The organism is Pedococcus sp. NPDC057267 (assembly GCF_042668795.1).
Taxonomy (GTDB): Bacteria; Actinomycetota; Actinomycetes; order Actinomycetales; family Dermatophilaceae; genus Pedococcus.
Genome location: NZ_JBHUYG010000048.1, coordinates 1 through 24,282, shown reverse-complemented (window position 1 = coordinate 24,282; position 24,282 = coordinate 1). Strand labels below are relative to the sequence as shown.

Below are 24,282 nucleotides of genomic sequence, written 5' to 3'. Positions count from 1 at the left end.
ATTGGTGTAAACCTCTTGTGAACACGTTGCAAGGCTTGTAAAGTCACACGCAACGCCGCAGGAGCTCCGGCTCGCACCGCGGCTCGGCACCTCAACGACGAGGAGGTACTCATGGCCACCACCGAGGACCAGCGCACGACAGGGCGAGGCCGCCAGCGGCTCTCCCTCTCCCGCGGGCTCGCGACGGTGCTGGGCGCGCTCGTCCTCCTGTTCGCGGTGTCGCTCGTGCTGGCCCCCAGCAGCGTCAGCACGGGCGCACTTCAGAGCATGCTGCCGTTCGCATCCGTGCTGGCGATCCTGGCGATCGGGCAGACCCTCGTCGTCATGCAGGGCGGCTTCGACCTGTCGGTGCCGGGCTCGGTCTCGCTCGTCGTCGTGGTGGTGACCCACCAGGCATACGGCGACAACGCCAAGGTGCTCCCCGCGGCCCTCACGGCGCTCGCGCTCGTCCTGGTGGCGGGGGCGGTCAACGGACTGCTCATCGGCCGCCTCGGTCTCAACGCGATCGTCGCGACGCTGGGCGTCAACGCGCTGCTGTATGCCGGTGTGCTGGCGGTGTCCGGCGGGACGCCCCGCCAGACGACCGACCTGCTGGCCAGCCTCGCGGGCGGATCCGTCCTCGGCGTGCCGAACGCACTGATCGTCGCGGTCCTGACGACCGTGGTCACCACCGTGCTCGTGAAGCGGACGGTGGCCGGTCGCCGCTTCGAGGCGGTCGGAGCCAGCGGCCGCGCGGCCTGGGCCACCGGGCTCCGGGTGCAGCGGCACCGGGCCGGCGGCTACGTCGCCGCCCAGGTGCACTACTGGCTCGGAGGCCTGCTGCTCGCGGGCATCCTCAACAAGCCCACGGCCTACCAGGGCGACCGCTACCTGCTCCCCACCGTCGCCGCGGTGGTCCTGGGTGGCACCTCGCTCCTGGGAGGTCGCGGAAACATCGTGGCCACCGCGCTGGCCGCGCTGTTCCTCACCCAGCTCGACCAGTTCGTCCTCGCGATCGGGGTGAACTACGCCGTCGAGACCCTCGTCCAGTCGATCGCCTTCGCAGTCGGTGTGGCCCTCTACACCATCGACTGGCGCCGCCTGCGCGCCAGGTTCGGGCGTCCACCACGCACGGCCGTCTCACCCGGCTGACCGACACCCGCGCGGTCCCACCCCCCGGCACCGCCGACCCCACCCATCTGACCGCACGGTCATCCCATCACCCCTGCTCTGCGGCCCAAGGAAGGTCACACCATGAACTCGAGGACGACCACGAACCGCATGCGGATGCTCGCATCCTGCGGCCTCATCGCTGCCACCCTCACCGCCTGCAGCCAGACCGGCGGCGGAGGCACCGCGGACGCGCAGTCCAGCGGCGGCTCCACGGTCCCCGGTGCGCCCTCGTGGTGCGGGACGAAGAAGGTCACCCTGGGCCTCACCGACGGCTTCGGCGGCAACAGCTGGCGCCTGGTGACGACGGCGGCGGCCAAGGACGAGATCGCCAAGTGTCCGAGCGTCACCAGCTTCTCGTACGCCGACGGCCAGGGCGACACCCAGAAGGCCATCTCCGACATCCAGGGCATGGTCGCCAAGGGCGTCAACGCCCTCGTGGTGTTCCCCGACGCGGGCAACGCGATCCTGCCGGCCCTGCGCAGCGCCTACAAGGCCGGCGTGGTGACCGTGCCGTACCGCGTCAACCCCGGCGGTGAGGCGAAGAAGGACTACAGCGTCTGGGTCGGCGCCGACTTCAAGACCGACGGCCAGCACTGGGGCGAGTGGTTGCAGAAGAACCTCCCCAACGGCGGCAACGTGCTCTTCCTGTCGGGCCCGCCCGGAAACAGCCAGGGACTCGACGAGCTCACGGGCATGAAGTCCGTGCTCGACGCCAACAAGTACAAGTTCATCGGCCAGCAGCCCTTCGAGGTCACCAACTGGGACCCCTCCAAGACCCAGCAGGTCCTCAGCGCGGCGATCGCGAAGAACCCCAAGATCGACGCCATCGTCTCTGACTTCGGCCCCTCGCTGGTCGGTGCCCTCCCGGAGTTCGAGAAGTCGGGGCGCTCCATCCCGATGATCGCGACCTCGGACGGAAACGTGCTGTCGTGCTTCTACGACCAGCACAAGGCGAAGAACCCCAACTTCAAGCTGATGACCGTCGCGACCGGCAACGACAACGCGCGGCTGGCGGTGCAGTGGGCCGTCGCCCTGGCCACCGGCGGCAAGACGCCGTCCGACACGACCTTCAAGGCACCGATCTTCGAGGACTCGGTGAGCAGCCAGCCGCACCCCGTCACCTGCCAGAAGAGCCTGCCCGGTGACGTGTACCTCTCGGCCGAGATGGCCGGCCAGGACCAGGCGAAGCTCCTCAAGTGAGCCCGATCGAGGCGTACCCCGTGCCCGCCCGACCCCCAGACGTCCAGGACGGACCCATGACGGACCAGCGAGAGATCCCGGACCCGCGCCCAGCGGCGCAGGACGACGCAGTCGCCCTGGTGCTGAGCGGCGTCAGCAAGCACTACGACGGCGTCGCCGCACTCACCGGCGTGTCCCTCGAGGTGCGGGCCGGGGAGGTGCACGCGCTCCTCGGGGAGAACGGTGCCGGCAAGTCGACGCTCATGGGTGTCGCCACCGGCTCGGTCGTCCCCGACGCAGGGACCATCGAGGTCCGGGGCGAGGCGGTCCCGGTCCTCACCCCGCCACTGGCGACCTCGCTCGGGATCGCCATCGTCCACCAGCACCCGGCCGTGATGCCCGACATGACGGTGGCGGAGAACATCCGCGTGGCCGTGCCGGCCAGCCACCTGGCCGGCACGGACGGGGCGGAGGCGACGATGCGCCAGGTCCTCGAGGACGTGGGCTCCACCGCGCACCTCGAGGACCGGGTCGGCAACCTCAGTGTCGCCCAGCGGCACCTGCTCGAGCTGGCCAAGGCGATCCTCATCAAGCCGTCGATCCTCATCCTCGACGAGCCCACGGCACCCCTCGGCCCGGAGTCGGTCGACCGCCTCTTCGCCTGGGTGCGACGGGCCGCCGAGCGCGGGACCGCAGTCGTCTACATCACGCACCGCCTGGCGGAGGTGCGCGAGCTGGCCCAGCGCGTCACGGTGCTCCGCGACGGCAAGGTGCGCGGCACCGCGGACGTGGCGGACGTGACGGACGACGAGCTGCTCGCGCTCATCGTCGGGCGGCAGCTGGAGTACACGTTCCCCCCGAAGCTGCAGGGCGAGGGCGACGGGGCCGACTTCCTCACGGTGGAGAACCTCTCGGGCCCCGGCTTCGACGACGTCTCCTTCACCGCGCGGCGCGGGGAGATCGTCGGCATCTCGGGCATCGTCGGCAACGGCCAGAGCAACCTGCTGAGGGCGCTCACGGGCCTGGAGCCGTTCACCGGGACGGTACGGATCGGGTCCACCGGCTACAGCGACAAGCAGCTGGTCGACGCGACCGCCTACCTGCCCGCGGACCGGCACGTCGAGGGCCTGATGATGACCCTCTCGGTCCGCGAGAACGCCGCGGTCTCGGCACTCACCCGGTTCCGCAAGGGCCGGCTGCTGGACCGGCGGGCCGAGGTCGAGAGCGTCGAGGGGGAGCTGCGCAAGCTCGCCGTGAAGACGGCGTCCCAGGAGACCGAGGTCTCGGCCCTGTCCGGCGGCAACCAGCAGAAGGTGGTCCTGGCGCGGGCGCTGCTGTCCGAGCCGAAGCTGCTCGTCGCGGACGAGCCCACCCAGGGCGTCGACGTGGGGGCCCGCGCGGAGATCTACCGGATCCTGCGGGAGGTCTCCCAGAGCGGGGTCCCCGTGGTCGTCGCCTCCTCGGACGCCAAGGAGCTCGAGGGCCTGTGCGACCGCGTGGTCGTGATGTCCCGCGGCTCCGCGGTGGCCTCGTTCGAGGGTGAGGAGGTGACCGAGAACCGGCTCATCGACGCCGCGGTCCGGGCCACCGGGCACGTCAAGGCCAAGCAGGAGCAGCAGCGATCGCTCGCCGCCTCCACGCGGTCCAGCCGGTTCCTCCAGGGCGACTACGCCCCGGTCGTGGTGCTTGCCCTGGTCATGGTCGCCCTCGGGGCGTACATCTACGCCCAGAACCCGCGGTACCTCTCGGCCTTCAACATCACCTCCGTGACGATGTCCTGCGCCGCGCTCGGCTTCATCGCCCTCGGGCAGACGATCGCCTTGATGACCGGAGGGATCGACCTGTCCGTCGGTCCCCTGGCCGGCTTCCTCGTGAGCATCGGGTCGTTCTTCCTCGTGGACGGCAAGCCCGTGCCGGTGATGCTGCTCGGGGTGCTGCTCATGGCCCTCGCCGCGGCCGGGACCGGGGCGGTCAACGGGTCGCTCATCAGGTTCGCGAAGTTCACCCCCGTGGCGGCGACGCTCGCGGCATACATCGGCCTGCAGGGACTGAGCCTGCTGCTGCGCAGCGCGCCCGGCGGCAACATCGCCGGCAGCGTCACGAGCTTCCTCCAGCTGGGCGTCGGCCCCGTCCCCAACGTCTTCATCCTGCTCGTGGTGGCCAGCGTCGTGATGGAGTACCTGCTGCGCTACCGCGGCTGGGGGCGCAGGCTGCGCGCGGTCGGCTCGGACGAGGAGTCCGCACGCCGGGTCGGGGTCAAGGTCACCAGGACCGTCGTCCTCGGGTACGTCAGCGCCTCGCTGTTCGTCTTCCTCGGGTCGATGGTGCTGCTCGCCCAGCTCGGCATCGGCGACCCCAACCAGGGCATCGGCTACACCCTGAGCAGCATCACGGCCGTGGTGCTGGGCGGCACGAGCCTGCTCGGAGGCCGCGGCACGTTCATCGGCACGCTCCTCGGCGCCGGGCTCATCGTCGAGCTGCTCAACGCGACGGTGTTCCTCAACCTCAGCCAGACCTGGCAGTACCTCTTCCAGGGCGCGCTCATCGTGGCCGCCGCCGTGATCTACGGCCGGGCCCGCGGCGCCCGCGCCACCCTCTGAACCAGGAGTCCCCCATGCGCGCAGCACGCTTCCACGGCAAGTCCGACATCAGGGTCGAGGACGTCGAGACCCCGAAGATCAAGGAGCGCGACGAGGTCCTCGTCGAGGTCCTGTGGTGCGGCATCTGCGGCACGGACCTGCACGAGTACATGGTCGGCCCCATCGTCACCCCGGTCGACCCCCACCCGCTGACGGGCGCCACGCTCCCGCAGACCCTCGGCCACGAGTTCTCCGCCCGCGTCGTGGAGGTCGGGCCGGACGTCGAGGACGTCTCGGTCGGCGACCGCGTCGCGATCATGCCGGCCATCGTCTGCGGCCGCTGCCGCTTCTGCCGTGAGGGGCTGGGCCACCTGTGCGTCCGGTTCGCGTGCACCGGCCTCTCCGCGGAGACCGGCGGGCTGGCGCAGTATGCCGTGCTGAAGGAGTACCAGGTCGCCGTCCTCCCGGACAGCGTCAGCGACGTGGAGGGCGCGGTGGTCGAGCCGGCGAGCGTCGCGGCATACGGCATCGACCGCGTGGGCATCCACGGCGGCGACGTCGTGCTCGTCACCGGCGCCGGGCCCATCGGGGTCCTCTCGGCGCTGTATGCCGACGCGCTGGGAGCGACCACGGTCGTGATCGCCGAGCCGAACCCCAACCGCGCGGCGCTCGCCCGAGCGGTCGACGTCGGGCCGGTGCTCGACCCCACCGACGCCGGCTTCGCCGACGCCCTCGCCGACCTCACCCAGGGTCGGGGCGCGGACGTCGTGGCGGAGTGCTCCGGCTCGACCCCGGGACTCACGACGGCGATGGACAGCGTCCGGACCCGGGGCAAGATCGTCCAGACCGGCCTGCACACCAAGCCGGCCACCCTGGACGCGATGCGCCTGTCCGAGAGGGACATCAGCTACGTCGGCAGCTGGTGCTACCTCATCACCGACTGGCCTCGGATCATCCGGATGATCGCCTCGGGCAAGTACCCCGTGGCCAAGGCCGTCACCACGCAGATCGGCCTCGAGGACGTGGTGACGCGTGGGTTCGACGTGCTCGTCAACCCCACGGGCGACCAGCTCAAGGTCCTGGTCTCCCCGACGGCCGGCCGGGCCTGACGGAGCGCCGGTCATGACCACCGCCGTCACCGCCATCCACCACGTGGGGCTCGTCGTCGAGGACCTCGACCGGTCGATCGCGTTCTACCACGACCTCCTGGGCCTGCCGCTGGCCAGCGGACCCACCCCGTGGTTCGAGGGTGACGAGCTCGCGCGCGGTGTCGGGGTGCCGGGTGCCCGGTTGCGGCTGGCGACGCTGCGGGCGGGGGAGACCGTGGTCGAGCTGCTGCAGTACCACGAGCACCCGGCAACGGGTCCGCAGCCGCCGCCGAACAACAGCCTGGGTGCAGCGCACGTCTGCTTCCGGGTCGACGACATCCGGGCGAGCAAGGCCGAGCTCGAGGCCCAGGGGGTTCGCTTCTACTCCGACATCACCGTCGTCGACGACGGCCCGCTCGCCGGGTGGCGCTGGGTCTACCTCAGCGACCCGGACGGCCTGACCCTCGAGCTCGTCGAGATCGCCTACGACGAGCAGGGCGAGCTGCGCGAGCGCGAGACGCAGGAGTACCTGCGCGCTCGTGCCGGCGTCCACCTCGCCCACCCGCACTGACCAGCCTGCCCACCGACCCCCAGCACGCACCCCCGAACACGACCCCAACCCGCACTCCTGCACCCCCGCTGCGCGCCGACCCGGCGCACGGCGTGAGCCGGGCTGCACCCCCACCTGCGACGCGGTCGCACCGAGACGAGGAGATCGCAATGGTTTCACCGACCTACGGCACCAACGCCGTCGACTGGGAGAGCCGCCTGGACATGGGCCGCCTCCGCGCCGAGCGGCTCGACCGGCTCAAGGCCGAGCTCGAGGCGTCGGACCTCGGGGCGCTGCTGACCTTCGACTTCCACAACATCCGCTACATGACCGGGACCCACATCGGGACGTGGGCCATGGACAAGATGATCCGCTTCGCCCTCCTCCCCCGCGGTGGCGACCCGGTGCTGTGGGACTTCGGCTCGGCCGCGGCCCACCACAAGCTCTACGCGCAGTGGCTGGACGAGCCGCACCGCGCGGCCGGCCGCGGCGAGCACTACGGCAACCGGGCGGGCATCTCCACCCTGCGTGGCGCCATCTCCCCGGGTGCCGGTCGGGCGGAGGACGTGGCGCGCAAGGTGGCCGAGGTGATGCGCGACTTCGGGCTGGAGGGGCAGCCGGTGGGGGTCGACATCGTGGAGCCGCCCGTGGCCGCCGCGCTGAAGGCCGCCGGCCACGAGGTGGTCGACGGGCAGCAGGTCTACCTCGAGGCGCGCAAGGTCAAGACGCCGGACGAGATCGGCCTGCTGACGCAGGCCGCGTCGATGGTGGACGCCGCCTACGAGGAGCTGTACGAGTTCCTGCGGCCGGGCGTGCGTGAGAACGAGTGCGTCGGCCTGGTGAACAAGGTCCTGTACGACCTGGGCTCCGAGCACGTCGAGGGTGTCAACGCGATCTCGGGGGAGCGGTGCTCGCCCCACCCGCACGTCTTCAGCGACCGGCTCATCCGGCCCGGCGACCCTGCCTTCTTCGACATCCTGCACAGCTTCGTCGGGTACCGGACCTGCTACTACCGCACCTTCGCGGTGGGGAGCGCGTCGCGGGCCCAGCGCGACGCGTACACGATCTGCCGCGAGCTCATGGACCGCGCGATCGAGCTCGTGAAGCCCGGCGCGACGACCGCCGACATCGTGTCGGTCTGGCCGACGGCGCAGGAGTTCGGGTTCGCCGACGAGGAGGCCGCCTTCGCCCTGCAGTACGGGCACGGGGTCGGGCTTTCGATCTGGGAGCGGCCGATCTTCAGCCGGATGACCTCCCTCGAACACCCGGAGACGCTGGAGGAGGGCATGGTCTTCGCCCTGGAGACGTACTGGCCTGCGGCCGACGGCCTCGGTGCCGCCCGGATCGAGGAGGAGATGGTCGTCACCAAGGACGGCTGCGAGGTCATCACGAAGTTCCCGGCCGAGGAGCTGCTCGTCGCGGGCAAGCGCTACTACACGACCGGCGGCCACCTCCCGACCCTGCGCGACAGCCAGTCCCACCTCAACACGGCTGCGGCCGAGCGCCAGCCCGCCAACGCCGAGTGAAGGAAGCACCATGAGAGCACCGCTGCAGGACCACCCCTACGGACAGCACCCGGTGGTGCGGCCACCGGACGACCCGACGCGCCACGACGGCGCCGACATCGAGCTCGCCACCCGCCGGGACATGTACCGGAGCATGCGCGAGATGCGGCTGTTCGAGAAGCGCGCCTACGACCTGTTCATGAAGCAGCTGGTCAAGGGGACGAGCCACCTCTCGCTCGGCATGGAGGCGATCGCCGCCGGGTTCGGGCGCGCCATGCGCCAGGACGACTACACCTTCGCGACGTACCGCGGGCACGCGCACACCCTTGCCCGCGGCGTGCCGATGACGCCGGTCCTGGCCGAGCTGCTCGGTCGTGCCAACGGACTCCTCGGGGGCAAGGGCGGCTCCATGCACCTGACGAGCGTCGAGCACGGGATGATGGGCTCCTACGCCATCATCGGCGCCCACCTGACGATCGCCAACGGCGCGGCGTGGTCGGCCCAGCTGCGCGGATCGGGGCAGGTCGCCGTCTGCTTCTTCGGTGACGGCACGACCAACATCGGCGCCTTCCACGAGGCCCTCAACTACGCGGCCGTGTACAAGCTGCCCGTCGTCTTCGTGTGCGAGAACAACATGTACATGGAGTACACGTCGATCTACGACATCACCGCGGTCAGGAACCCCGCGGCGGACCGGGCCGCGGCATACGGCCTCGAGCCGGTCGTGATCGACGGCAACGACGTCGACGAGGTGTACCTGACGGCACGCGCCGCGCTGGAGCGGGCGAGGTCCGGCGAGGGACCGTCGCTCATCGAGGCACTGACGTACCGCCACGGTGGCCACTCACGGGCGGACCCCGGGAAGTACCGGCCCAGCGAGGAGGTCGACGCGTGGAAGGCGTACGACCCGCTGGACGTGTACCGGGCGCGGCTGACGCGCCTCGGCGTGGACGAGGGCGAGCTCGACGCCATCGACGCCGAAGCCCTCGCCGCCGTCGACAAGGCCACGGAGGAAGCGAAGGCGGGCGAGCTCCCGCCGCCGGAGAGCGCGTTCACCGACGTGTGGGCAGATGGAGGATGGTCATGGCGGAACTGACGTACCGGGACGCGGTGGCCCGCGGCATCGCCCAGGAGATGCGGCGCGACGAGCGCGTCGTGCTCGTCGGCGAGGACGTGGCCGGCGCCGGAGGCGTCTTCAAGACGACCGTGGGCCTGCTCGACGAGTTCGGGCCGGCGCGGGTCGTGGACACCCCCATCTCGGAGCAGGCCATCCTCGGCGCGACCATGGGTGCGGCGATGACGGGGATGCGCCCGGTCGCGGAGATCATGTTCTCGGACTTCTTCGCCGTGTGCTGGGACATCGTCGTCAACCAGATCGCCAAGACGCGCTACATGACGGCCGGGCAGGTCACGTTGCCCCTGGTCATCAAGACCGGCAACGGAGGGGGCCTGCGCTTCGGTGCCCAGCACTCCCAGTCGATCGAGAACTGGGCGATGGCCGTGCCCGGCCTCAAGGTCGTCACGCCCTCCACACCGGAGGACGTCGTCGGGCTCATGGCCGCCGCGATCCGCGACGACGACCCGGTGATCTTCTGCGAGCACAAGGGTCTCTACGCGTCCAAGGGGGAGGTGCCGGACGGCGACATCATCGACTCCCTCGGCACCGCGAAGGTCCGCCGTCCCGGGAAGGACGCCACCATCGTGGCCCTCGGGATGATGGTCCCCAGGGCGCTCGCCGCGGCGGAGAGCCTTGCGGCACAGGGGATCGGCGCCGAGGTGATCGACGTCAGGTCGTTGGTGCCGTTGGACACCCAGACGATCCTGGGGTCGGTGTCGCGGACCGGTCGGCTCTTCACCGTCGAGGAGAACCCGCAGGTCCTGGGCTGGGGCGCCGAGATCGCCTCGCTCGCCGCCGACGAGTGCTTCTGGGACCTCGACGGCCCCGTCCAGCGGATCACGACGCCGCACATCCCGCTTCCCTCGGCGGACTCGCTCGAGGACCTGGTGATGCCGTCCGAGGAGAGCATCGCCCGGACCGTGGAGAAGGCGCTGCAGCAGTGACCCCCGCACCCGACGACACCGTTGCCGTGACGATGCCCCAGCTCGGGGAGACCGTGGCGGAGGGCACCGTGCTGAGGTGGCTCAAGCAGGTCGGCGACACGGTCGACGACCAGGAGCCGCTGCTCGAGATCGCGACCGACAAGGTCGACACCGAGGTGCCCTCGCCCGGCGCGGGGGTGCTCGTGGAGATCGTCGTCGGCGAGGACACGACCGTCGCGGTCGGCACCGTGCTCGCACACCTCGGACCCGATCGAGCCTCGGGTGGGCAGCCCACGCCCGCAGCCGAACCCGCCACCAGCGACCACGACCCTGCCGCGCCGCCGCCCGCGCCGTCCGGACCCGCGCCGGCTGCCGCCGTGCTGTCCGCACCCGCGCCCGCTGCCACCGCCGCGCCCCCCGCCGGGACGGCAGGGGGGCCACGGCACCGCCACTCGCCGCGGGTGCGACGGCTGGCGCGCGAGGCGGGCCTCGACCCGGACACGGTGGAAGGCACCGGGCCGCGTGGTCGGGTTACCCCCGAGGACGTCGCCCGGGCGGCGCAGGCCCGCGAAGCGGCTCAAGCGGCCATCCCCTCACCCACAGCGACTCCGCCCGCGGCTGCCGCCGGGCCCGCGGGCGGAGCTCCCTCCACGGCAGCGTCCACCGGACGCTCCGTCGACGTGCCCGGCATGGGGCGCTCCCTGCGCACCGTGACCGCGACGGTCGACCTCACGTCCCTGCTCCGCACCGCTGGGGGAGTGGGCAGCAGTCCCGCGACGGACGACGGCTTCGTCGCCGTCACGACGACGCACACCGTCGCGGCCCTGCGGGCGTGCCCGGCTCTGCTCGGCTCGGGCGCAGCCCCTGACCACGTCGCGCTGATGGTCCGGCGCACGTCTGCCGACGGTGGACGGGTCGCCCTGGTGGACCACGCAGAGGAGCTGAACGCAGACGGCATACTGCGTCGCCTGCTGGACACCTCGACGGCCTCGTCCCCCTCCGTCGGCACCGCGGGCACCGCCCACGCGACGCTGGAGTTCGCCGGTGACGACCACGTCGTCGTCGACGTCGGGGACCCCGGGCCGGGGCAGGTGGCGAGCATCGGGTTCAGCCGCCCGTCACCCCACGTGGTCGTCGTCGACCAGGACGGGGGGCCCGGCATCGGGATCCGGCACACGGCCCACGTGTCGGTCTGCTTCGACCAGGCCCAGGCGGACGCACCCCTCGTGCGGACCTTCCTGCGCGACCTCGTCACGCGGCTCGCCTCGGCCTGACCCCACGCCACCGACCCGAACGCCACCTCGAACCACCGACCACCACCCCCACACCCTGGAGACGCCACCCATGACCCGCAACGGCCGTACCGAGCACCTCGCCTACTCGACGCTGGTGCACGCAGGCGACACGTGGGAGGAGATGCGCGAGAGCCTGGAGACGTTCGCGCCGCAGGTGAAGGCGCGGGTGTCGCCCGACGACCCGTATGCCGTGTCGCTGCGGATCTCGGGTGCGTCGGCGCGGACCCTCGACGACGACCCGGAGGAGCGCGCCCGGCTGCGGCGGTGGCTCGACGAGCACGACATGTACGTCTACACGGTCAACGCCTTCCCCTACGGGCCGTTCAAGGGCCGCACCGTGATGGAGGACGTCTACGAGCCGGACTGGAGCACCGAGGACCGGGTCACCTACACCTGCCAGGTCGCGGACATCCTGGCCGAGCTCGCCCCCGACGACGTGTCGCCGTCGATCCAGACGGCGCCGCTGGCCTTCCGGCCGAAGGTGCACACGGAGGAGGACGTGCTGCACCTCACCGAGAACCTCCTGCGGGTCGTCGCCCACTTCGTGGCCCTCGAGGCGCGCACGGGCCGACGGGTGAAGCTCGCGCTCGAGCCGGAGCCGTACTGCTACCTGGAGACCACGGCCGAGACCATCACCTACTTCCAGGAGCGGGTCTGGTCGGCGGCGGGCCTTGCCACCTTCAGCCGGCTGAGCGGGCTGCCGGTCAGCGAGGCGATCGGCGCCCTGCGGCGCCACCTCGGTGTGGTCTTCGACATCTGCCACCAGTCGGTCGAGTTCGAGGACATCACGGGCTCGCTGCGTGCCCTCGTCGAGGCCGGGGTCCCGGTCTTCAAGCTCCAGGCGGCTGCCGCGCTACGGGTACCCGACGTCACGGCGGAGACCGTGGCCGCCCTGGAGCCGTTCACCGACACCATCTACCTCAGCCAGACCACGGAGCGCCGCGACGGCGAGCTCACGCGGCTGCTCAACCTGTCGGACGCGATCGAGGAGTGGCGGCGCGACCCCGAGCCGCAGCGCGAGTGGCGGACGCACTTCCACGTGCCCGTCTTCCTCGACGACCTCGGGGCCTTCAGCACCACGCGCCCGGGTATCGAGCAGGCCCTGGCGGTGCAGGCCGAGCTCGACCTGTCCGACCACCTCGAGATCGAGACCTACACGTGGGACGTGTTGCCGGCGCACCTCAAGACCGGCGACATCGTGGAGTACGTGTCGCGCGAGCTCGAGTGGTTGTCCGGAACGCTGGCGTCGCTGCGCCAGGCAGCACCCAACCCGTCACACGGCGGCTGAGGGGCGTCCGCAGCGGAGCGAGGACGGCTCACTCCCTGCCGCGGTGCACATGGGCGCGTTGGCCGTCGCGATCGAAGATCATCAACAGCTCGGCCGGCTCGTCGAGCGCGACGAACGCGTGCGGCGTCATGGTCGCGAACTCGGCCGCCTCGCCGGTCTCGACGGTGATCTCGCGGTCGCCGAGGAGGAGCAGGAGGCGGCCGCTGAGCACGAAGAGCCAGTCGTGCCCAGGGTGGACGCGCTGCCGCGGCCGTGCGGCAGTGGGCTCGACCCGCGTCTTCACGGCGACCGTGCTGCTGCCAGGGCGGCTCAGCACCCAGGTCGTGCGGCCGTCGGAACGGCTCGGCGTGGGGCGGATGACCACGTCCTCGTCGCTGCTCACGTCGAGGAGCGCCTCCAGGCCGACCTGGAGGCCGGCTGCCAGCGGCAACAGGACGTCGAGGCTCAGCGTCCGCTTGCCGGTCTCCACGCGGCTGATCGTCGACGGGCTCAGGTTCGTGCGGTCAGCGAGCTCGTCGAGGGACAGTCCGAGGGTCGCGCGAAGACTGCGCAGGCGCGTCCTGACGACGTGCTCGATGTCGGAGAGAGCGGTCATGGTCCTCCTTGCGAATATCGCAAGGACCCTAGCGCATACCGCCAGATCGTCCCTACCGTTGCAGCATGATCGACCACGCCCACCACGAAGGCACCCACGGCTCCGTCCCCGATGCTGTCGTCCGCCACTGCGACGTCGCCGTCATCGGGGGGTCGGCCGCCGGCCTGGCCGCGGCCCTGCAGCTGGGTCGTCAACGCCGGGCGGTGATCGTCGTGGACTCCGGGGAGCCGCGCAACGCGCCGGCCGCGCACATGCACAGCTTCCTCGGCCGTGACGGCACCCACCCGGAGGAGCTGCTCGACGTGGGGCGGGCCGAGGTGCGCAGCTACGGGGGCGAGGTGCTGACCGGCGAGGCGCTGGGGGTGACACGCGAGGCTGGGCGCTTCGTCGTCGAGCTCGCCACCGGGGACAGCATCGCGGCGCGGCGGGTCGTCGTCGCGACAGGGCTGGTCGACCAGCTGCCCGATGTCGAGGGGCTGGCGGAGCACTGGGGTCGGGGAGTGATCCACTGCCCGTTCTGCCACGGCTACGAGGTGCGGGACCAGCGGTTGGTCCAGCTGGTCACCCACACGGCTGGCCTGCACGTCGTCCCGATGCTGCGCCAGCTCACCGACCGCCTGACGGTGCTGGTCGCGCCCGGGGTCGACGTGGACGACGCCGAGCTCACGACCCTGACGGCCTCCGGTGTGGACGTCCGCGTCGCCGCGACGGCCACGCGAGTGCTCGCGGACCATGAGGGCCGGTTGACCGGCGTGGAGCTGGCCGATGGCTCGCGCATCGACGCCGACGCGATGCTGGTCGGGCCGCGGTTCCGTCCGCGGCTGGAGGCATGCGGCGGGCTCGGGTTGGCGCTCGCGCCCCACCCCTCGGGCTTGGGCGACGTGGTCGAGGCTGACGCGACAGGTGCGACGTCCGTCGACGGGGCCTTCGCCGCGGGCAGCATCACCGACCCGGGCCAGCAGGTGCTCTCCGCTGCCGCACACGGCAGTCGCGTCGGCGGAGCAGTTGCCGTCAGCCTCGCGGCAGAGGACGTGCGGATGGCGGCCCGCCCGTCGGCGTCGGTCGCCGACTAGGACCACCGCTACTCCGGCGCCCCGGTGTGGAGCGGCAACCCGAACGGCTCGCTGGTCGTGGAGGCGACCGACCTGCGTCCAGGCCGCGCGCTGGACGTCGGCGCGGGTGAGGGTGGTGACGTCATCTGGCTCGCCCAGCAGGGTTGGCAGGTGACGGCCAGCGACGTGTCGTCGCGTGCGCTCGACACGATCCTCGACGAGGCGAACCGGCGCGGCCTGGCGGTCACGTGCCAGCTGGCCGACGCCAACGCGCGGGAGCCCTTCGCACGCAACGCCTTCGACCTGGTCACCGCGGCATATGCGTCGATCCCGCGCACTCCGGACCTGCGCGGCGTGCACAACGTCCTCGACGCAGTCGCCCCTGGCGGCACGCTCGTCGTCCTCAGTCACGACCTCGAGGCGATGCGTCGCACCGAGCACCAGCAGCGTCCGTTCGACCCCGAGGCCTACCTCCACATCGACGACTTCGCCGCCGTGCTCGACGCAGCGCAGGGCTGGACGATCGAGGTCAACGACAAGCGCCCCCGACCCGCAGGATCAGCGAGCGCCGCCCGCCACGCCGACGACCGGGTGCTCCGCGCTCGGCGGGCTGGCTGACCTGCCCGCAGCCTGCCCGTGAGCCGTCAGGGTGCCAGCTGGTCGGGTCGGAAGGGGGCACCGTGGCCCGGGACGATGAGCACCGGTTCGAGGGCCAGGAGCGCAGCGCGTGACCGCTCGAGTGCTGCCTGGTCCTCCGCCAGCGGGTCGACTGCCGGGCCGTCCTGCGACCACCAGAGGTGGGTGCACGCGACGAGGCCTTCGGCAGTGTCGACCAGCGTGGTGATGTCCTGCCCGGTGTGCCCGGGGGTGGACATGAGGCGTACCGAGGGCGAGAGCTCGAACCCGTCTGCCGGCCGGTCCACCCAGGTGTCGTCCTGGTAGATCGCCCAGAAGTCGTGGAACCGGGCTTCGGGGAACAGGGCGGCGTTGAGGGTGTGGTCGGGGTGGTGGTGGCTGAACACCACGTCGGCGACGTCCGTGGGATGGACGCCGAGGGCCGTCAGGGGATCGAGGATCGTGGCGCGGTTCGCCACCATGCCGGGGTCGACGACCACGGTGTGCCCGGGCTCACGAACCAGGACGACTGTGCTGGCGACCCGATCTCCTGCGTAGCCGGCGGTCAGGACGGTCAGCTCGGCGGTCATGGGCTCATCGTGGCACCGCACGGGACAACCGGAAACTGCTCGTCCGTCGTCCCGGGAGCCGTGCCGGAGTTCCCCGTCGACGCCACCGCACACAATCAGTGCCGCGGAACCCGATTCGCCGCCCGGGCCGTGTCGGGCGCGACGAGGCCGAGGCGCAGGTCGGCCCGGGTCGGCGTGTGTCCGACGCTGGCGTGCAGGCCCCGCCACTCCTGCCCAGCCAGGAGGGTGCCCAGCACGTCGCCCATGAGGAGCCGCGTCTCCTGCAGGGCTTCCCCTGGCGTGGGAAACACGCGTAGCGAGCGGTAGCACTCGTCCTCGCCGACCGTCACGGTGCCGACGAATCCCCAGCCGTCGGAGGCCGGGGAGTGCCCGATGGTGATGTGCATGTCGTCGGAGGAGGACATGGCCCGTCCCTAACCGGCGGTCGCTACCGCCCGCACTGCGACCTGGAGGCGTTGCCAGGTGGTTCCAGCATGGGGCTTCGGGTCGCGTCAGCCCCATGACGTTTGTGACCCATCCCGGACTCAAGCCCCTCGTTCGGAAGCCGGTCAGCCCCGGGGCCTGCCATGGGGGAGTGGCGCCGATCCGGCGCGTTGTTCGCTGGATGGCACCTGCGCGGTAGGGGTGCAGCAGCCGTCGGAACATTGCCCGCCCGAGGACGAGCCCGCGGCTGCGTCGTCGTCCACGGCATACGCATCGGACGCGGCTGCACCCAGGACCGGGGCGCAGCAGTCCTCGCCCCGCCAGTTCTGCCAGCCCTCCCGGGCCGCGACGGCGGCGATGGCGAGCGCTGCCACCGGGTCCGCCCAGGACCAGCCGAGGGTCGCGTTGAGGACGAGGCCGACGAGCAGGACCGCGGACAGGTAGGTGCACAGCAGGGTCTGGGTGCCGTCGCCCTCGACGGCCCCGGACCCGAGCTCGCGGCCGGTCCGCCGTTGCCACCACGACAGGAACGGCATGACCGCCAGCGACGCGATCGCCAGGACGATGCCGACGGGGCTGTGGTCGGGCTCGGCGCCGGTGAGCAGGGCGTGCCCCGCGTCGACGAGCAGGTACGCAGCCAGCGCGAAGAAGGACACCGCGATGAGCCGGCGGGCGGTGTGCTCCCGGGACTCGGGCATCGGGTGGCGGAACTGCCAGAGGATGACCAGCCCGGAGGACACCTCCACGACGGAGTCGAGGCCGAACCCGACGAGGGCCGCGGAGCCCGCCACGGTCCCGGCGCTGACGGCGACGACTGCCTCGACGACGTTGTAGGTGACCGAGGCCGCCGCCAGCAGCTGCGCCCGCCGGGCCAGCGAGGCCCGGCGCTCGGCCCCGAGGTCGGTCCAGGTGGTGCTCACCAGGCGACCTCCCTGCAGCCGGTGTGTGTGTCCGGCTCGACCTGCAGCGTGGCGTGCTCGACGCCGAACCGGGTCCGCATGACTTGGCTCGCCTCGTCGAGGACGGTGTGCGGGTCGGCGTCGGGCTCGGTCATGAGGTGGGCGGTCGCGACGTTCATGCCGGACGTCAGGGTCCACAGGTGCAGGTCGTGCACGTCGGTGACGCCCGGCACGCCGGCCAGGGCCTCGGCGACGGCCTCGGGCTCCATGTCGGAGGGGGCGTGCTGGCCGAGGACCACGACCACCTCCCGGCCGAGCATGACGGCCCGCACGGCCACGAACACCGCGATGGCCAGGGCGATGCCGGTGTCCCACCACGGGTTCCCGGTGGTGCGGACGAGGGCGCCGGCGGCGATCACCCCGATCGAGCCGACGGTGTCCGCGACGACCTCGAGGTAGGCGCCCTTGACGTTGAGCGACTCGCCCGCGCCCCCACGCAGCAGCAGCAGCGCCCCGACGTTGACGACGAGCCCGACGGTGCCGACGACCAGCATCGCTCCCGAGGCGATCTCCGGCGCCGACCCGATGCGTCCGATCGCCTCGACGGCGATGTACACCGACACGCCGATCATGAGCAGGACCGCCAGCCCCGAGGCGAAGACCTCGGCCCGGTAGGACCCGAAGGTGCGCCGACCCGTGCTGTCCGGCCGGGTGGCGATCCGCGTGGCCACCAGCGCCGCACCGAGCGCCACGACGTCCGCGGCCATGTGGCCGGCGTCGGAGAGCAGCGCCAGCGAGCCGGAGGTCAGGGCCGTGACCAGCTCGACGACGAAGAAGAGTGCGATGAGGACGAACGCGACCTGAAGACGCCATCGGTGGGTGGTGCCGGCGTGCCCGTGGCTGTGGCCGTGCGAGTGCCCGCTCATCGCGCCCGCTCGTGGTCCACGTGCTCGCGCGTCAGGTCCAGGAGCATCCGCACGTGCGCGTCAGCAAGCCGGTAGTAGACCAGCCGGCCCTGCCGCCGGCCCGTCACGACGCCCGAGGCCCGAAGCATCCGCAGCGACTGGGAGACCGTCGTCTCCTGCTGGTCCGTGGCTGCGGCGAGGTCGCAGACGCACAGCTCGCCGGCCTCCAGCAGCGCGTACAGGAGCCGCGCCCGCGTCGGGTCGCCCAGCAGCTTGAACAAGGATGCCGACCGTGCCAGCGCCTCGGCGGACAGCGCCGCCCGGCGCACCAGCTCGACCTTGTCCGGGTGGACGCACCGGTCGGCGCAGGCCTCGAGCGAGACGACCTTCTCATCTGAACGCATGCTCAGATGATGGTGTGGCGGCGAGCGCGTGTCCAGTCGTGCGCACGGTCCGGACGCACACGTCCCCACCGCCGACCCTGCCCGGGCGCGTCACATCTGCAGGCGCACCGCCGGAACCGCCAGGCCTGTCCTTCGCGTCCTTCGCGCGCTGTTCGCCTCGCCGTCACCCGGACGTCGCCGCTGCCCGGTTGGGTCCTCTCGTCGGCCCGTTCGGGGCCTGGAAATCGGAGGAGTTCATGAAGACCATCACCAAGGCATCCGCAGCCTCGGTCACGGGCACCGCCCTCATCGGCGCCGTCCTCGCCCTCGGGTCCGGCTCGGCCACCGCCGAGTCGTCGACCTGGGTCGGCGGCGACGTGGCCGCGCCCAACGCGCGCGTCGGCGTGCAGGACAACGTCCTGGCCGCCGGCCTGCGGACCACGCCGGTCGCCTGGGGCGGCCTCGGCCTGACCAACGCCGACACCGCCGCCGGGATCACCCACTACGGCTACGACACGGCGAACGGCGGCCCGCTCACGCAGGACCAGAAGGAGGCGTTCAAGACCGAGCCGGACAAGAACGTCTACCTGGCCTTCGCCGGTCACCACTACCTGTACCAGGGCCACGAGGGCGGCCCCCGCGGCTACGTCACCCGCATCGACCTCGACCAGCCCGACCCCGGCAAGCGGGTCTCGCTGATGAGCGACTCCGACCCGTCCGGCGGCGCGCTGCCGACGTTCGACGGCATCACCTGGAACCCGTTCACGCGGCAGCTGATGCTCACCGCGGAGGCCAAGGCGCCCCACGGCGGCGTCTGGGCGCTGTCCCTCGACGCCGCGGGCGACCCCGTCACGGGCAAGGCCGTCGGCCTCCCCGCGCTCGGGTCCGGTGGCTACGAGGGCATCCAGAACGACTCGGCCGGCAACGTCTGGCTGGTGGAGGACATCGGGGGCGCGTCGGTGTCCGGCGGCAAGAAGCCCAACAGCTTCGTCTACCGCTTCGTGCCGAGCGACAGGTCCGACCTGACCGCCGGCGGCACCCTGCAGGCCCTGCAGGTGCAGCGCAGGGACGGCTCGCCGATCACCGCCGCGCAGCTCGCCGCCGACCCGGCGTCGAGCGACATCGCGGCCCTGCACGACCCGCGCCGCTCCTTCGCATCGACGTGGGTCGACGTCCACAGCGGCACCGCTGCCTTCGACGCCACCGCGTCGGCTGCAGCGGCCGAGGCCACGCCGTTCAAGCGACCGGAGAACGGCGTCTTCCGTCCCGGCACCGGCTTCGGCGAGTTCTACTTCACCGAGACGGGCGACACCAGCACCAGCAGCACCCTTCCCGGCGCCTACGGTGGCGTCTTCCGCATCTCCCAGTCCTCGCCGTCGGCCGACACCGGCCGGGTCTCCATCGTGGCGGTCGGCGACAAGGCGCACAGCGGCCTGGACAACATCGCCTTCGCCGGCCGCGACGACCTGCTCGTCGTCGAGGACGCCGGCGACGGGCTGCACCAGCAGCGGAACGCCCTGGACTCGGGCTACCGCATCGACCTGCGCCGCGCGGTGCAGGGCGACAGGAGGGGTGCGCGCATGACCCGCTGGCTGGCCGAGGGCCGCGACGCCTCCGCGCTGTACGACGCGACCACGTCGCCCGGCTACAACGACGGCGACAACGAGATCACCGGCATCCATGTCTCCGACGGCGACCCCTCCGTCGGTGGCCTGCTCGGCGCCAGGCTGCCGCGGCCGTTCGACGGAACGTGGCGGGTCTTCTGGACCCAGCAGCACGGCGACAACGTCACCTGGGAGCTCACCGGCGGCGCCGACCGGCGCTGACCGCGCGACCGCTCGAGGACGCGGCCCCGACCCCGGATGGGGTCGGGGCCGCGTCGGTGTCGGTGCCGGTTCCCCTGTGCGCGCCCGTCCCCACGTCGTATGCCGTGCCGGCGCCGTGCCGCCGTGGCGAACCGGGACGCGTGGCGGGACGATGAGCCATGGGCGGCAGCAGGCACCGGGAGGTCGAGCGGAAGTACGTCGTCGACGACCGGGCGACCGTCCCGGTGGACGACGCGCCCACCGGGAGCCGGTGGGCGGGTCCGCACGAGATGCGGCTGGAGGCCGTCTACTTCGACACCCCGGAGCTCGACCTGCTCCGGCGCGGGGTCACGCTGCGCCGGCGCACCGGCGGCCCTGACGAGGGGTGGCACGTCAAGGTCCCGCGGGCCGCAGGGGAGCGGACCGAGCTGAGGCACCCGCTCGGACGTGCGGTCCGGGCGGTGCCGTCGGCAGTCGTCGACGAGGTGCGAGCCATCGTGCGCGACCGCACCCTTGCCCCGGTCGCGACCGTCACCACGCACCGGACCGAGTACACGCTGGTCACCGACGTGGGCACCCTGGCCACGCTCGCCGACGACCGAGTGACGGCCGACTCCGCGCTGGGCGAGGGAGGCCGCACGACCTGGCGGGAGTGGGAGCTCGAGGTCGCCGAGGACGCCCTCGAGCCGGCAGGGGTGCTCTCGTCGCTCCACCCCACGCTGCGGGCCGCGGGTGCCCGCAGGTCACCGGACTTCTCCAAGGTCCACCGGGCGCTCGGCCTGGCGCCCGACCTCGGCCCCTCGCCCGACCGGGGTTCGTCCCCGACGCGGGCCGGGACGAAGCGGACCGGGACGAAGCGGAGCCTGACGACGCGCGACGTGGTCCGGGACCGGCTCGCGCACCAGGTCTCGGTGCTCCACCAGCAGGACGCCGCGCTGCGCGCCGGCGACCCTGCCGCGGTGCACCGCCTGCGCATCGCCGCACGACGGATCCGGGCAGCCCTGACGACGTGCGAGCCGGTCCTCGCGGAGCGGGTGGACGACGTCCGCGTCGAGCTGCGGTGGCTCGGCCGGGTGCTCGGCCCCGTACGCGACGCGCAGGTGCAGCGGGAGCGGCTCGGCGCCGCGCTCGACACGGTCCCGCCCGACCTCGTCCTCGGGCCCGTGCGTCGTCGCCTCGACCTGGAGCTGCGCAGGCAGGAGCGCGACGCCGTGGCCGCCGCCCGTCTGGCGCTGCGGTCCGAGCGGTACTACCGCCTCCTCGACCGCCTCGACGCACTGGTCGCCGACCCGCCGCTCTCGCCTGCTGCCGAGCGGCCGGCCCGCCGGGTGCTGGCAGGCCTGGTGCGCCGGGACGCCCGCAGGCTGCGCCGGGCCGTACGCGCCGTGGACCGAGCGGCAGCGGACGAGCGCGACGCCACGCTGCACGAGGCGCGCAAGAAGGCCAAGCGGCTGCGCTACGCGGCCGAGCTGGCGCGGCCGGTCGGCTCGGCGGGAGCCCGGAAGCTGGCCCGACGGGCCAAGGGGGTGCAGGAGGAGCTGGGCCGGCACCAGGACTCCGTCACCGCCCGGGAGGTGCTGCGCCGGCTGGGGGCTCAGGCGTTCCTCGAGGGCGAGAACGGCTTCACGTTCGGGCTGCTGCACGGGCTCGAACGGCTCGCGGCCGCCGACTCGGAGGCGCAGTTCCGTCGTGCGTGGGCGGCCGTGCCCAGCCCCCGCACCGCCCAGTCCTGGATCAGGCGCGGATAGCCAGCCATGCCGGCCGCGGCGGGTCAGGCGGTCCGACGGGTCAGGCGGGCGCAGCCGGTGGGGTGGCCGCGCCCGCGGGCGGCACGACCTTGGGCGTGCGCACCGCGCGGGCGGCGGTGACCACCTGCGCCACGCCGAGGATCACGAGGATCCAGCCCCCGACGCGGGTGAGGGTGAGCAGCGCGAGCTCCGGCCAGAACAGGATGACCAGCGCGCCGACCACCGACAGCACCCCACCCACGGCGAGCAGCGCGCGCTGGCCCGCCTCTCGCCCGCTGGAGAAGGCGCTCACGAGGTCCCCCGCACCGTCGAGCAGCCAGCTCACGCTGACGAGCACGACGATGACGGCCAGGGAGGTGAACGGGTTGCGTATGCAGATGAGCCCCGCGATCGTCACCATCACGCCCAGGACCACGAGCAGCGCGCGGACCCACGTGTCGAGGCCGGGGGCGGCTACGCCGAGCAGGATCCGCCGGATCCCTGTGACGAGCAGCTGGGCCCCGAAGAGCACCGCCACGACGACCAGGGTCGCCCCGGGCCAGGCGATGGCCGCGATCCCGAGGGCGACGCTGCCCACACCGACGACCACCCCGACCCAGCCGAGCCGCCGGCGCAGCTCGGGCGTCAGGCCGGGCGCTGCCCCGGACGACCCGGACAAGGAGGACAGTGAGAACTCGGACATGACGGCCCCTTCGACGACGCGTCGTGACCGGCGTCCCTCGTCGCCGCACGATCAGGGTGCGCGCTCGCGGGCGACACCGTCAATCCCCTTGCGGGGAAACGCTTCGCGAACGAGAAGCGGTGTCCCGGCGGGCCGCGGGTGGTCGCCAGACGTGGAAGGCGGCCGCGAGGACGAGGGTCCAGGTGATCCCCACGGCATACCCGGCCACGACGTCGGAGACGAAGTGCGCCGCCAGCGCCACCCGGGAGAAGCCGATGAGCAACGTCAGCAGCACCGCGACTGCGACCGCGGCACGGCGCTGCACACCGGGGCGCAGGTGGGGCCACAGCACGAAGAGCAGCACGGTGAACCCGGTGGCAGCTGCCTGCGCGTGGCCGCTGGGGAAGCTCTGCCCCGGCGGGTGGATGAAGGGGTGGTCCACGACGGGCCGGTGGCGGTGGACGACGTCCTTGAGCGCCGTGTTGAGCAGCGAGGACCCGGCGTTCGCGACGAGGACGAACACCGCAGCCCGCACCCGACGTCGCCACAGGAGCCAGACGACGAGCACGACCGAGACGACCTGCCACCCGAGCCCGCCCGCGACGGCGCTGACGGCCTCCATGACGCTCGTGAAGCCCTGGTGCGCCAGGGCGAACCGGTGCAGCCCGTCCCTCGCCCCGTCGTCGAGCTCCAGCAGCGGCGTCCACTTCGTCTCGACCCACAGCAGCAGGAGCAGGACCAGCAGCGAGCCGACCGCGACCGACAGGCCGGCGGTGGCCGCGCGCAGCGCGAGCTGCCGGTCGACCGGGTCGGCCACGTCGCCACGGCGGGCCTCCCGCGGCGCTGCCGCACTCCTCACGCCGGCTCCCCGGGCTGCTGCCGTGACTCGCCGCGGTGCCGGCGCACGACGTGCACGGCGTATGCCGCGAGCGCGAGCGCCAGCACGACGAGGGCGCCGTCCTTGCCCATGGTCGACTCGACCTTGGCGTAGGACGCCCCGGCGAGGTACCCCGCCAGGACCACCGCGACCCCCCAGGCGAGGCCGCCGGCGGCGTTGAAGAGGAGGAACCGGCGGTACGGCATACGGGCGGTGCCGGCGAGCGCCGGCATCACGGCACGGAAGAACGCCACCCAGCGGCCGAGGAACACGGCCGCCCCGCCGCGCCTGGCGAGGAAGTCCTGGGCGTCGTCGAGTCGCCGGCGACGCTTGTCGAGCACCGACCAGCGCAGGATGCGTGGCCCGACCTGCCGGCCGACCTCGTAGCCGACGCTGTCGCCCACGACCGCTGCCAGCACGACGGTCGCGACCACGGCCGCCAAGGGCGCGTGCCCGAGACGGGCAGCGACACCGGCGAGGATCGCGGCGGTCTCGCCGGGGAGGACGAACCCGACGAACAAGGCGTCCTCGGCGAAGACGACGGCGCCGGCGATCGCCAGGACCACCCACGTCGGGGCGTCCAGGATGTGGTGGACCACGCCGCCCATCAGCGCACCCGGTGCGACGCGGCCGTGCTGGTCCTGCCTGCCGCCGCGCCATGGCGGCGCGGGCAGGTGCCGGTGGCAGGTGCTGCCGGGTCGCCCGGCCGGGGGAGCTCGTTCACGTGGGACCTCCTGGGGAGCCTGCCCGCGCGGTCGGAGCGAAGCGTGGTGTCGTCCCGCGTCCGGTGCACTGCCTTCCTTCGTCGTGCCGTGCGGCTGCACCCCGGTCGCGGGTACGACCGGATCGGTCGTCCTCCTCATTCTGGGCCCGTGCGCAGGGGGTCGCACGTCCGCCGGCGCGGACCGAGCGCGGCACCTGGGCGACCGGCGGGCCAGGGACCTCATGGCGAAGGGCAGCCGACCCCCCTGGTCGGCTGCCCTTCGCACGTGGTGGGCGGGACGCTCCTATGGCTCGTCAAGCCTTGGTGGGGGCGTGTTCGAGTAGTCGGTA

Annotated in this window: 23 protein-coding genes; 14 read left to right on the top strand and 9 right to left on the bottom strand. The window is 72.4% G+C overall.

Annotated features, from left to right (window positions below; genetic code table 11):
- Window positions 1–111 precede the first annotated feature (111 nt).
- The 10 genes from ACFUC1_RS11805 to eboE all read left to right on the top strand — a co-directional run bounded on the left by ACFUC1_RS11805 (window position 112) and on the right by eboE (window position 12,676).
- Complete coding sequence (locus ACFUC1_RS11805; protein ID WP_379119893.1) at window positions 112–1,131, top strand: ABC transporter permease; 1,020 nt, start codon at window positions 112–114, stop codon at window positions 1,129–1,131.
- Between the two features lie 102 nt (window positions 1,132–1,233).
- The gene (locus ACFUC1_RS11800) at window positions 1,234–2,352 is read left to right on the top strand and encodes a substrate-binding domain-containing protein (RefSeq protein ID WP_379119891.1); all 1,119 of its coding nucleotides are present in this window, start codon (window positions 1,234–1,236) and stop codon (window positions 2,350–2,352) included.
- Window positions 2,353–2,408: 56 nt separating this feature from the next.
- A complete protein-coding gene (locus tag ACFUC1_RS11795) occupies window positions 2,409–4,931 on the top strand; it encodes an ATP-binding cassette domain-containing protein (RefSeq protein WP_379119888.1) in 2,523 nt (840 codons plus the stop codon).
- Between the two features lie 14 nt (window positions 4,932–4,945).
- Entirely contained in the window at window positions 4,946–6,019 is a 1,074-nt protein-coding gene (locus ACFUC1_RS11790) for a 2,3-butanediol dehydrogenase (RefSeq protein WP_379119886.1), read from the top strand.
- 13 nt (window positions 6,020–6,032) lie between these two features.
- Entirely contained in the window at window positions 6,033–6,569 is a 537-nt protein-coding gene (locus tag ACFUC1_RS11785) for a VOC family protein (RefSeq protein ID WP_310150602.1), read from the top strand.
- A gap of 149 nt (window positions 6,570–6,718) precedes the next feature.
- Complete coding sequence (locus ACFUC1_RS11780) at window positions 6,719–8,074, top strand: M24 family metallopeptidase (protein WP_379119884.1); 1,356 nt, start codon at window positions 6,719–6,721, stop codon at window positions 8,072–8,074.
- A 10-nt stretch (window positions 8,075–8,084) separates the two neighbouring features.
- Complete coding sequence (locus ACFUC1_RS11775) at window positions 8,085–9,149, top strand: thiamine pyrophosphate-dependent dehydrogenase E1 component subunit alpha (RefSeq protein WP_310150599.1); 1,065 nt, start codon at window positions 8,085–8,087, stop codon at window positions 9,147–9,149.
- Entirely contained in the window at window positions 9,137–10,114 is a 978-nt protein-coding gene (locus ACFUC1_RS11770; protein ID WP_379119881.1) for an alpha-ketoacid dehydrogenase subunit beta, read from the top strand. Before ACFUC1_RS11775 ends, ACFUC1_RS11770 begins: the two co-directional genes overlap by 13 nt.
- Window positions 10,111–11,367 carry a biotin/lipoyl-containing protein gene (locus ACFUC1_RS11765; RefSeq protein WP_379119879.1) on the top strand — a complete coding sequence of 419 codons (1,257 nt, stop codon included), beginning with the start codon at window positions 10,111–10,113 and terminating at the stop codon, window positions 11,365–11,367. The genes ACFUC1_RS11770 and ACFUC1_RS11765 overlap by 4 nt, the downstream gene beginning before the upstream one ends.
- A gap of 70 nt (window positions 11,368–11,437) precedes the next feature.
- Window positions 11,438–12,676: a metabolite traffic protein EboE gene (gene eboE, locus ACFUC1_RS11760; protein WP_379119877.1), complete on the top strand. Its 1,239-nt coding sequence runs from the start codon at window positions 11,438–11,440 to the stop codon at window positions 12,674–12,676.
- 28 nt (window positions 12,677–12,704) lie between these two features.
- On the opposite strand, the gene ACFUC1_RS11755 is transcribed toward eboE, so the two are convergent.
- Window positions 12,705–13,271 carry a helix-turn-helix domain-containing protein gene (locus ACFUC1_RS11755; protein ID WP_379119875.1) on the bottom strand — a complete coding sequence of 189 codons (567 nt, stop codon included), beginning with the start codon at window positions 13,269–13,271 and terminating at the stop codon, window positions 12,705–12,707.
- 65 nt (window positions 13,272–13,336) lie between these two features.
- Between ACFUC1_RS11755 and ACFUC1_RS11750 the strand changes: the two genes are divergently transcribed.
- Both ACFUC1_RS11750 and ACFUC1_RS11745 read left to right on the top strand, forming a co-directional pair.
- Window positions 13,337–14,344 (top strand): NAD(P)/FAD-dependent oxidoreductase, encoded by a 1,008-nt coding sequence (locus ACFUC1_RS11750; protein ID WP_379119874.1) that lies wholly within the window; start codon window positions 13,337–13,339, stop codon window positions 14,342–14,344.
- 24 nt (window positions 14,345–14,368) lie between these two features.
- The gene (locus ACFUC1_RS11745; protein ID WP_379119873.1) at window positions 14,369–14,941 is read left to right on the top strand and encodes a class I SAM-dependent methyltransferase; all 573 of its coding nucleotides are present in this window, start codon (window positions 14,369–14,371) and stop codon (window positions 14,939–14,941) included.
- A gap of 26 nt (window positions 14,942–14,967) precedes the next feature.
- On the opposite strand, the gene ACFUC1_RS11740 is transcribed toward ACFUC1_RS11745, so the two are convergent.
- The 5 genes from ACFUC1_RS11740 to ACFUC1_RS11720 all read right to left on the bottom strand — a co-directional run bounded on the left by ACFUC1_RS11740 (window position 14,968) and on the right by ACFUC1_RS11720 (window position 18,159).
- Entirely contained in the window at window positions 14,968–15,528 is a 561-nt protein-coding gene (locus tag ACFUC1_RS11740) for an MBL fold metallo-hydrolase (protein ID WP_379119872.1), read from the bottom strand.
- Window positions 15,529–15,623: 95 nt separating this feature from the next.
- Window positions 15,624–15,932: a hypothetical protein gene (locus ACFUC1_RS11735; RefSeq protein ID WP_379119870.1), complete on the bottom strand. Its 309-nt coding sequence runs from the start codon at window positions 15,930–15,932 to the stop codon at window positions 15,624–15,626.
- Window positions 15,933–16,076: 144 nt separating this feature from the next.
- A complete protein-coding gene (locus ACFUC1_RS11730) occupies window positions 16,077–16,874 on the bottom strand; it encodes a cation diffusion facilitator family transporter (protein ID WP_379119907.1) in 798 nt (265 codons plus the stop codon).
- Window positions 16,868–17,776 carry a cation diffusion facilitator family transporter gene (locus tag ACFUC1_RS11725; RefSeq protein WP_379119868.1) on the bottom strand — a complete coding sequence of 303 codons (909 nt, stop codon included), beginning with the start codon at window positions 17,774–17,776 and terminating at the stop codon, window positions 16,868–16,870. The genes ACFUC1_RS11730 and ACFUC1_RS11725 overlap by 7 nt, the downstream gene beginning before the upstream one ends.
- A complete protein-coding gene (locus tag ACFUC1_RS11720; RefSeq protein WP_379119866.1) occupies window positions 17,773–18,159 on the bottom strand; it encodes an ArsR/SmtB family transcription factor in 387 nt (128 codons plus the stop codon). Before ACFUC1_RS11720 ends, ACFUC1_RS11725 begins: the two co-directional genes overlap by 4 nt.
- Window positions 18,160–18,395: 236 nt before the next feature.
- Here ACFUC1_RS11720 and ACFUC1_RS11715 point away from each other — a divergent pair, with 236 nt between their 5' ends.
- Together ACFUC1_RS11715 and ACFUC1_RS11710 are read left to right on the top strand one after the other, a co-directional pair.
- A complete protein-coding gene (locus ACFUC1_RS11715; protein ID WP_379119864.1) occupies window positions 18,396–19,964 on the top strand; it encodes an alkaline phosphatase PhoX in 1,569 nt (522 codons plus the stop codon).
- Window positions 19,965–20,122: 158 nt separating this feature from the next.
- Window positions 20,123–21,691, top strand: a complete 1,569-nt coding sequence (locus tag ACFUC1_RS11710; RefSeq protein WP_379119861.1) for a CHAD domain-containing protein — start codon at window positions 20,123–20,125, stop codon at window positions 21,689–21,691.
- A 40-nt stretch (window positions 21,692–21,731) separates the two neighbouring features.
- Here ACFUC1_RS11710 and ACFUC1_RS11705 read toward each other — a convergent pair whose 3' ends face one another.
- The 3 genes from ACFUC1_RS11705 to ACFUC1_RS11695 all read right to left on the bottom strand — a co-directional run bounded on the left by ACFUC1_RS11705 (window position 21,732) and on the right by ACFUC1_RS11695 (window position 23,837).
- The gene (locus ACFUC1_RS11705) at window positions 21,732–22,373 is read right to left on the bottom strand and encodes an HdeD family acid-resistance protein (protein WP_379119859.1); all 642 of its coding nucleotides are present in this window, start codon (window positions 22,371–22,373) and stop codon (window positions 21,732–21,734) included.
- A 79-nt stretch (window positions 22,374–22,452) separates the two neighbouring features.
- The gene (locus ACFUC1_RS11700; RefSeq protein WP_379119857.1) at window positions 22,453–23,211 is read right to left on the bottom strand and encodes a phosphatase PAP2 family protein; all 759 of its coding nucleotides are present in this window, start codon (window positions 23,209–23,211) and stop codon (window positions 22,453–22,455) included.
- Window positions 23,208–23,837, bottom strand: a complete 630-nt coding sequence (locus ACFUC1_RS11695) for a DedA family protein (RefSeq protein WP_379119855.1) — start codon at window positions 23,835–23,837, stop codon at window positions 23,208–23,210. Before ACFUC1_RS11695 ends, ACFUC1_RS11700 begins: the two co-directional genes overlap by 4 nt.
- Window positions 23,838–24,282: the final 445 nt, after the last annotated feature.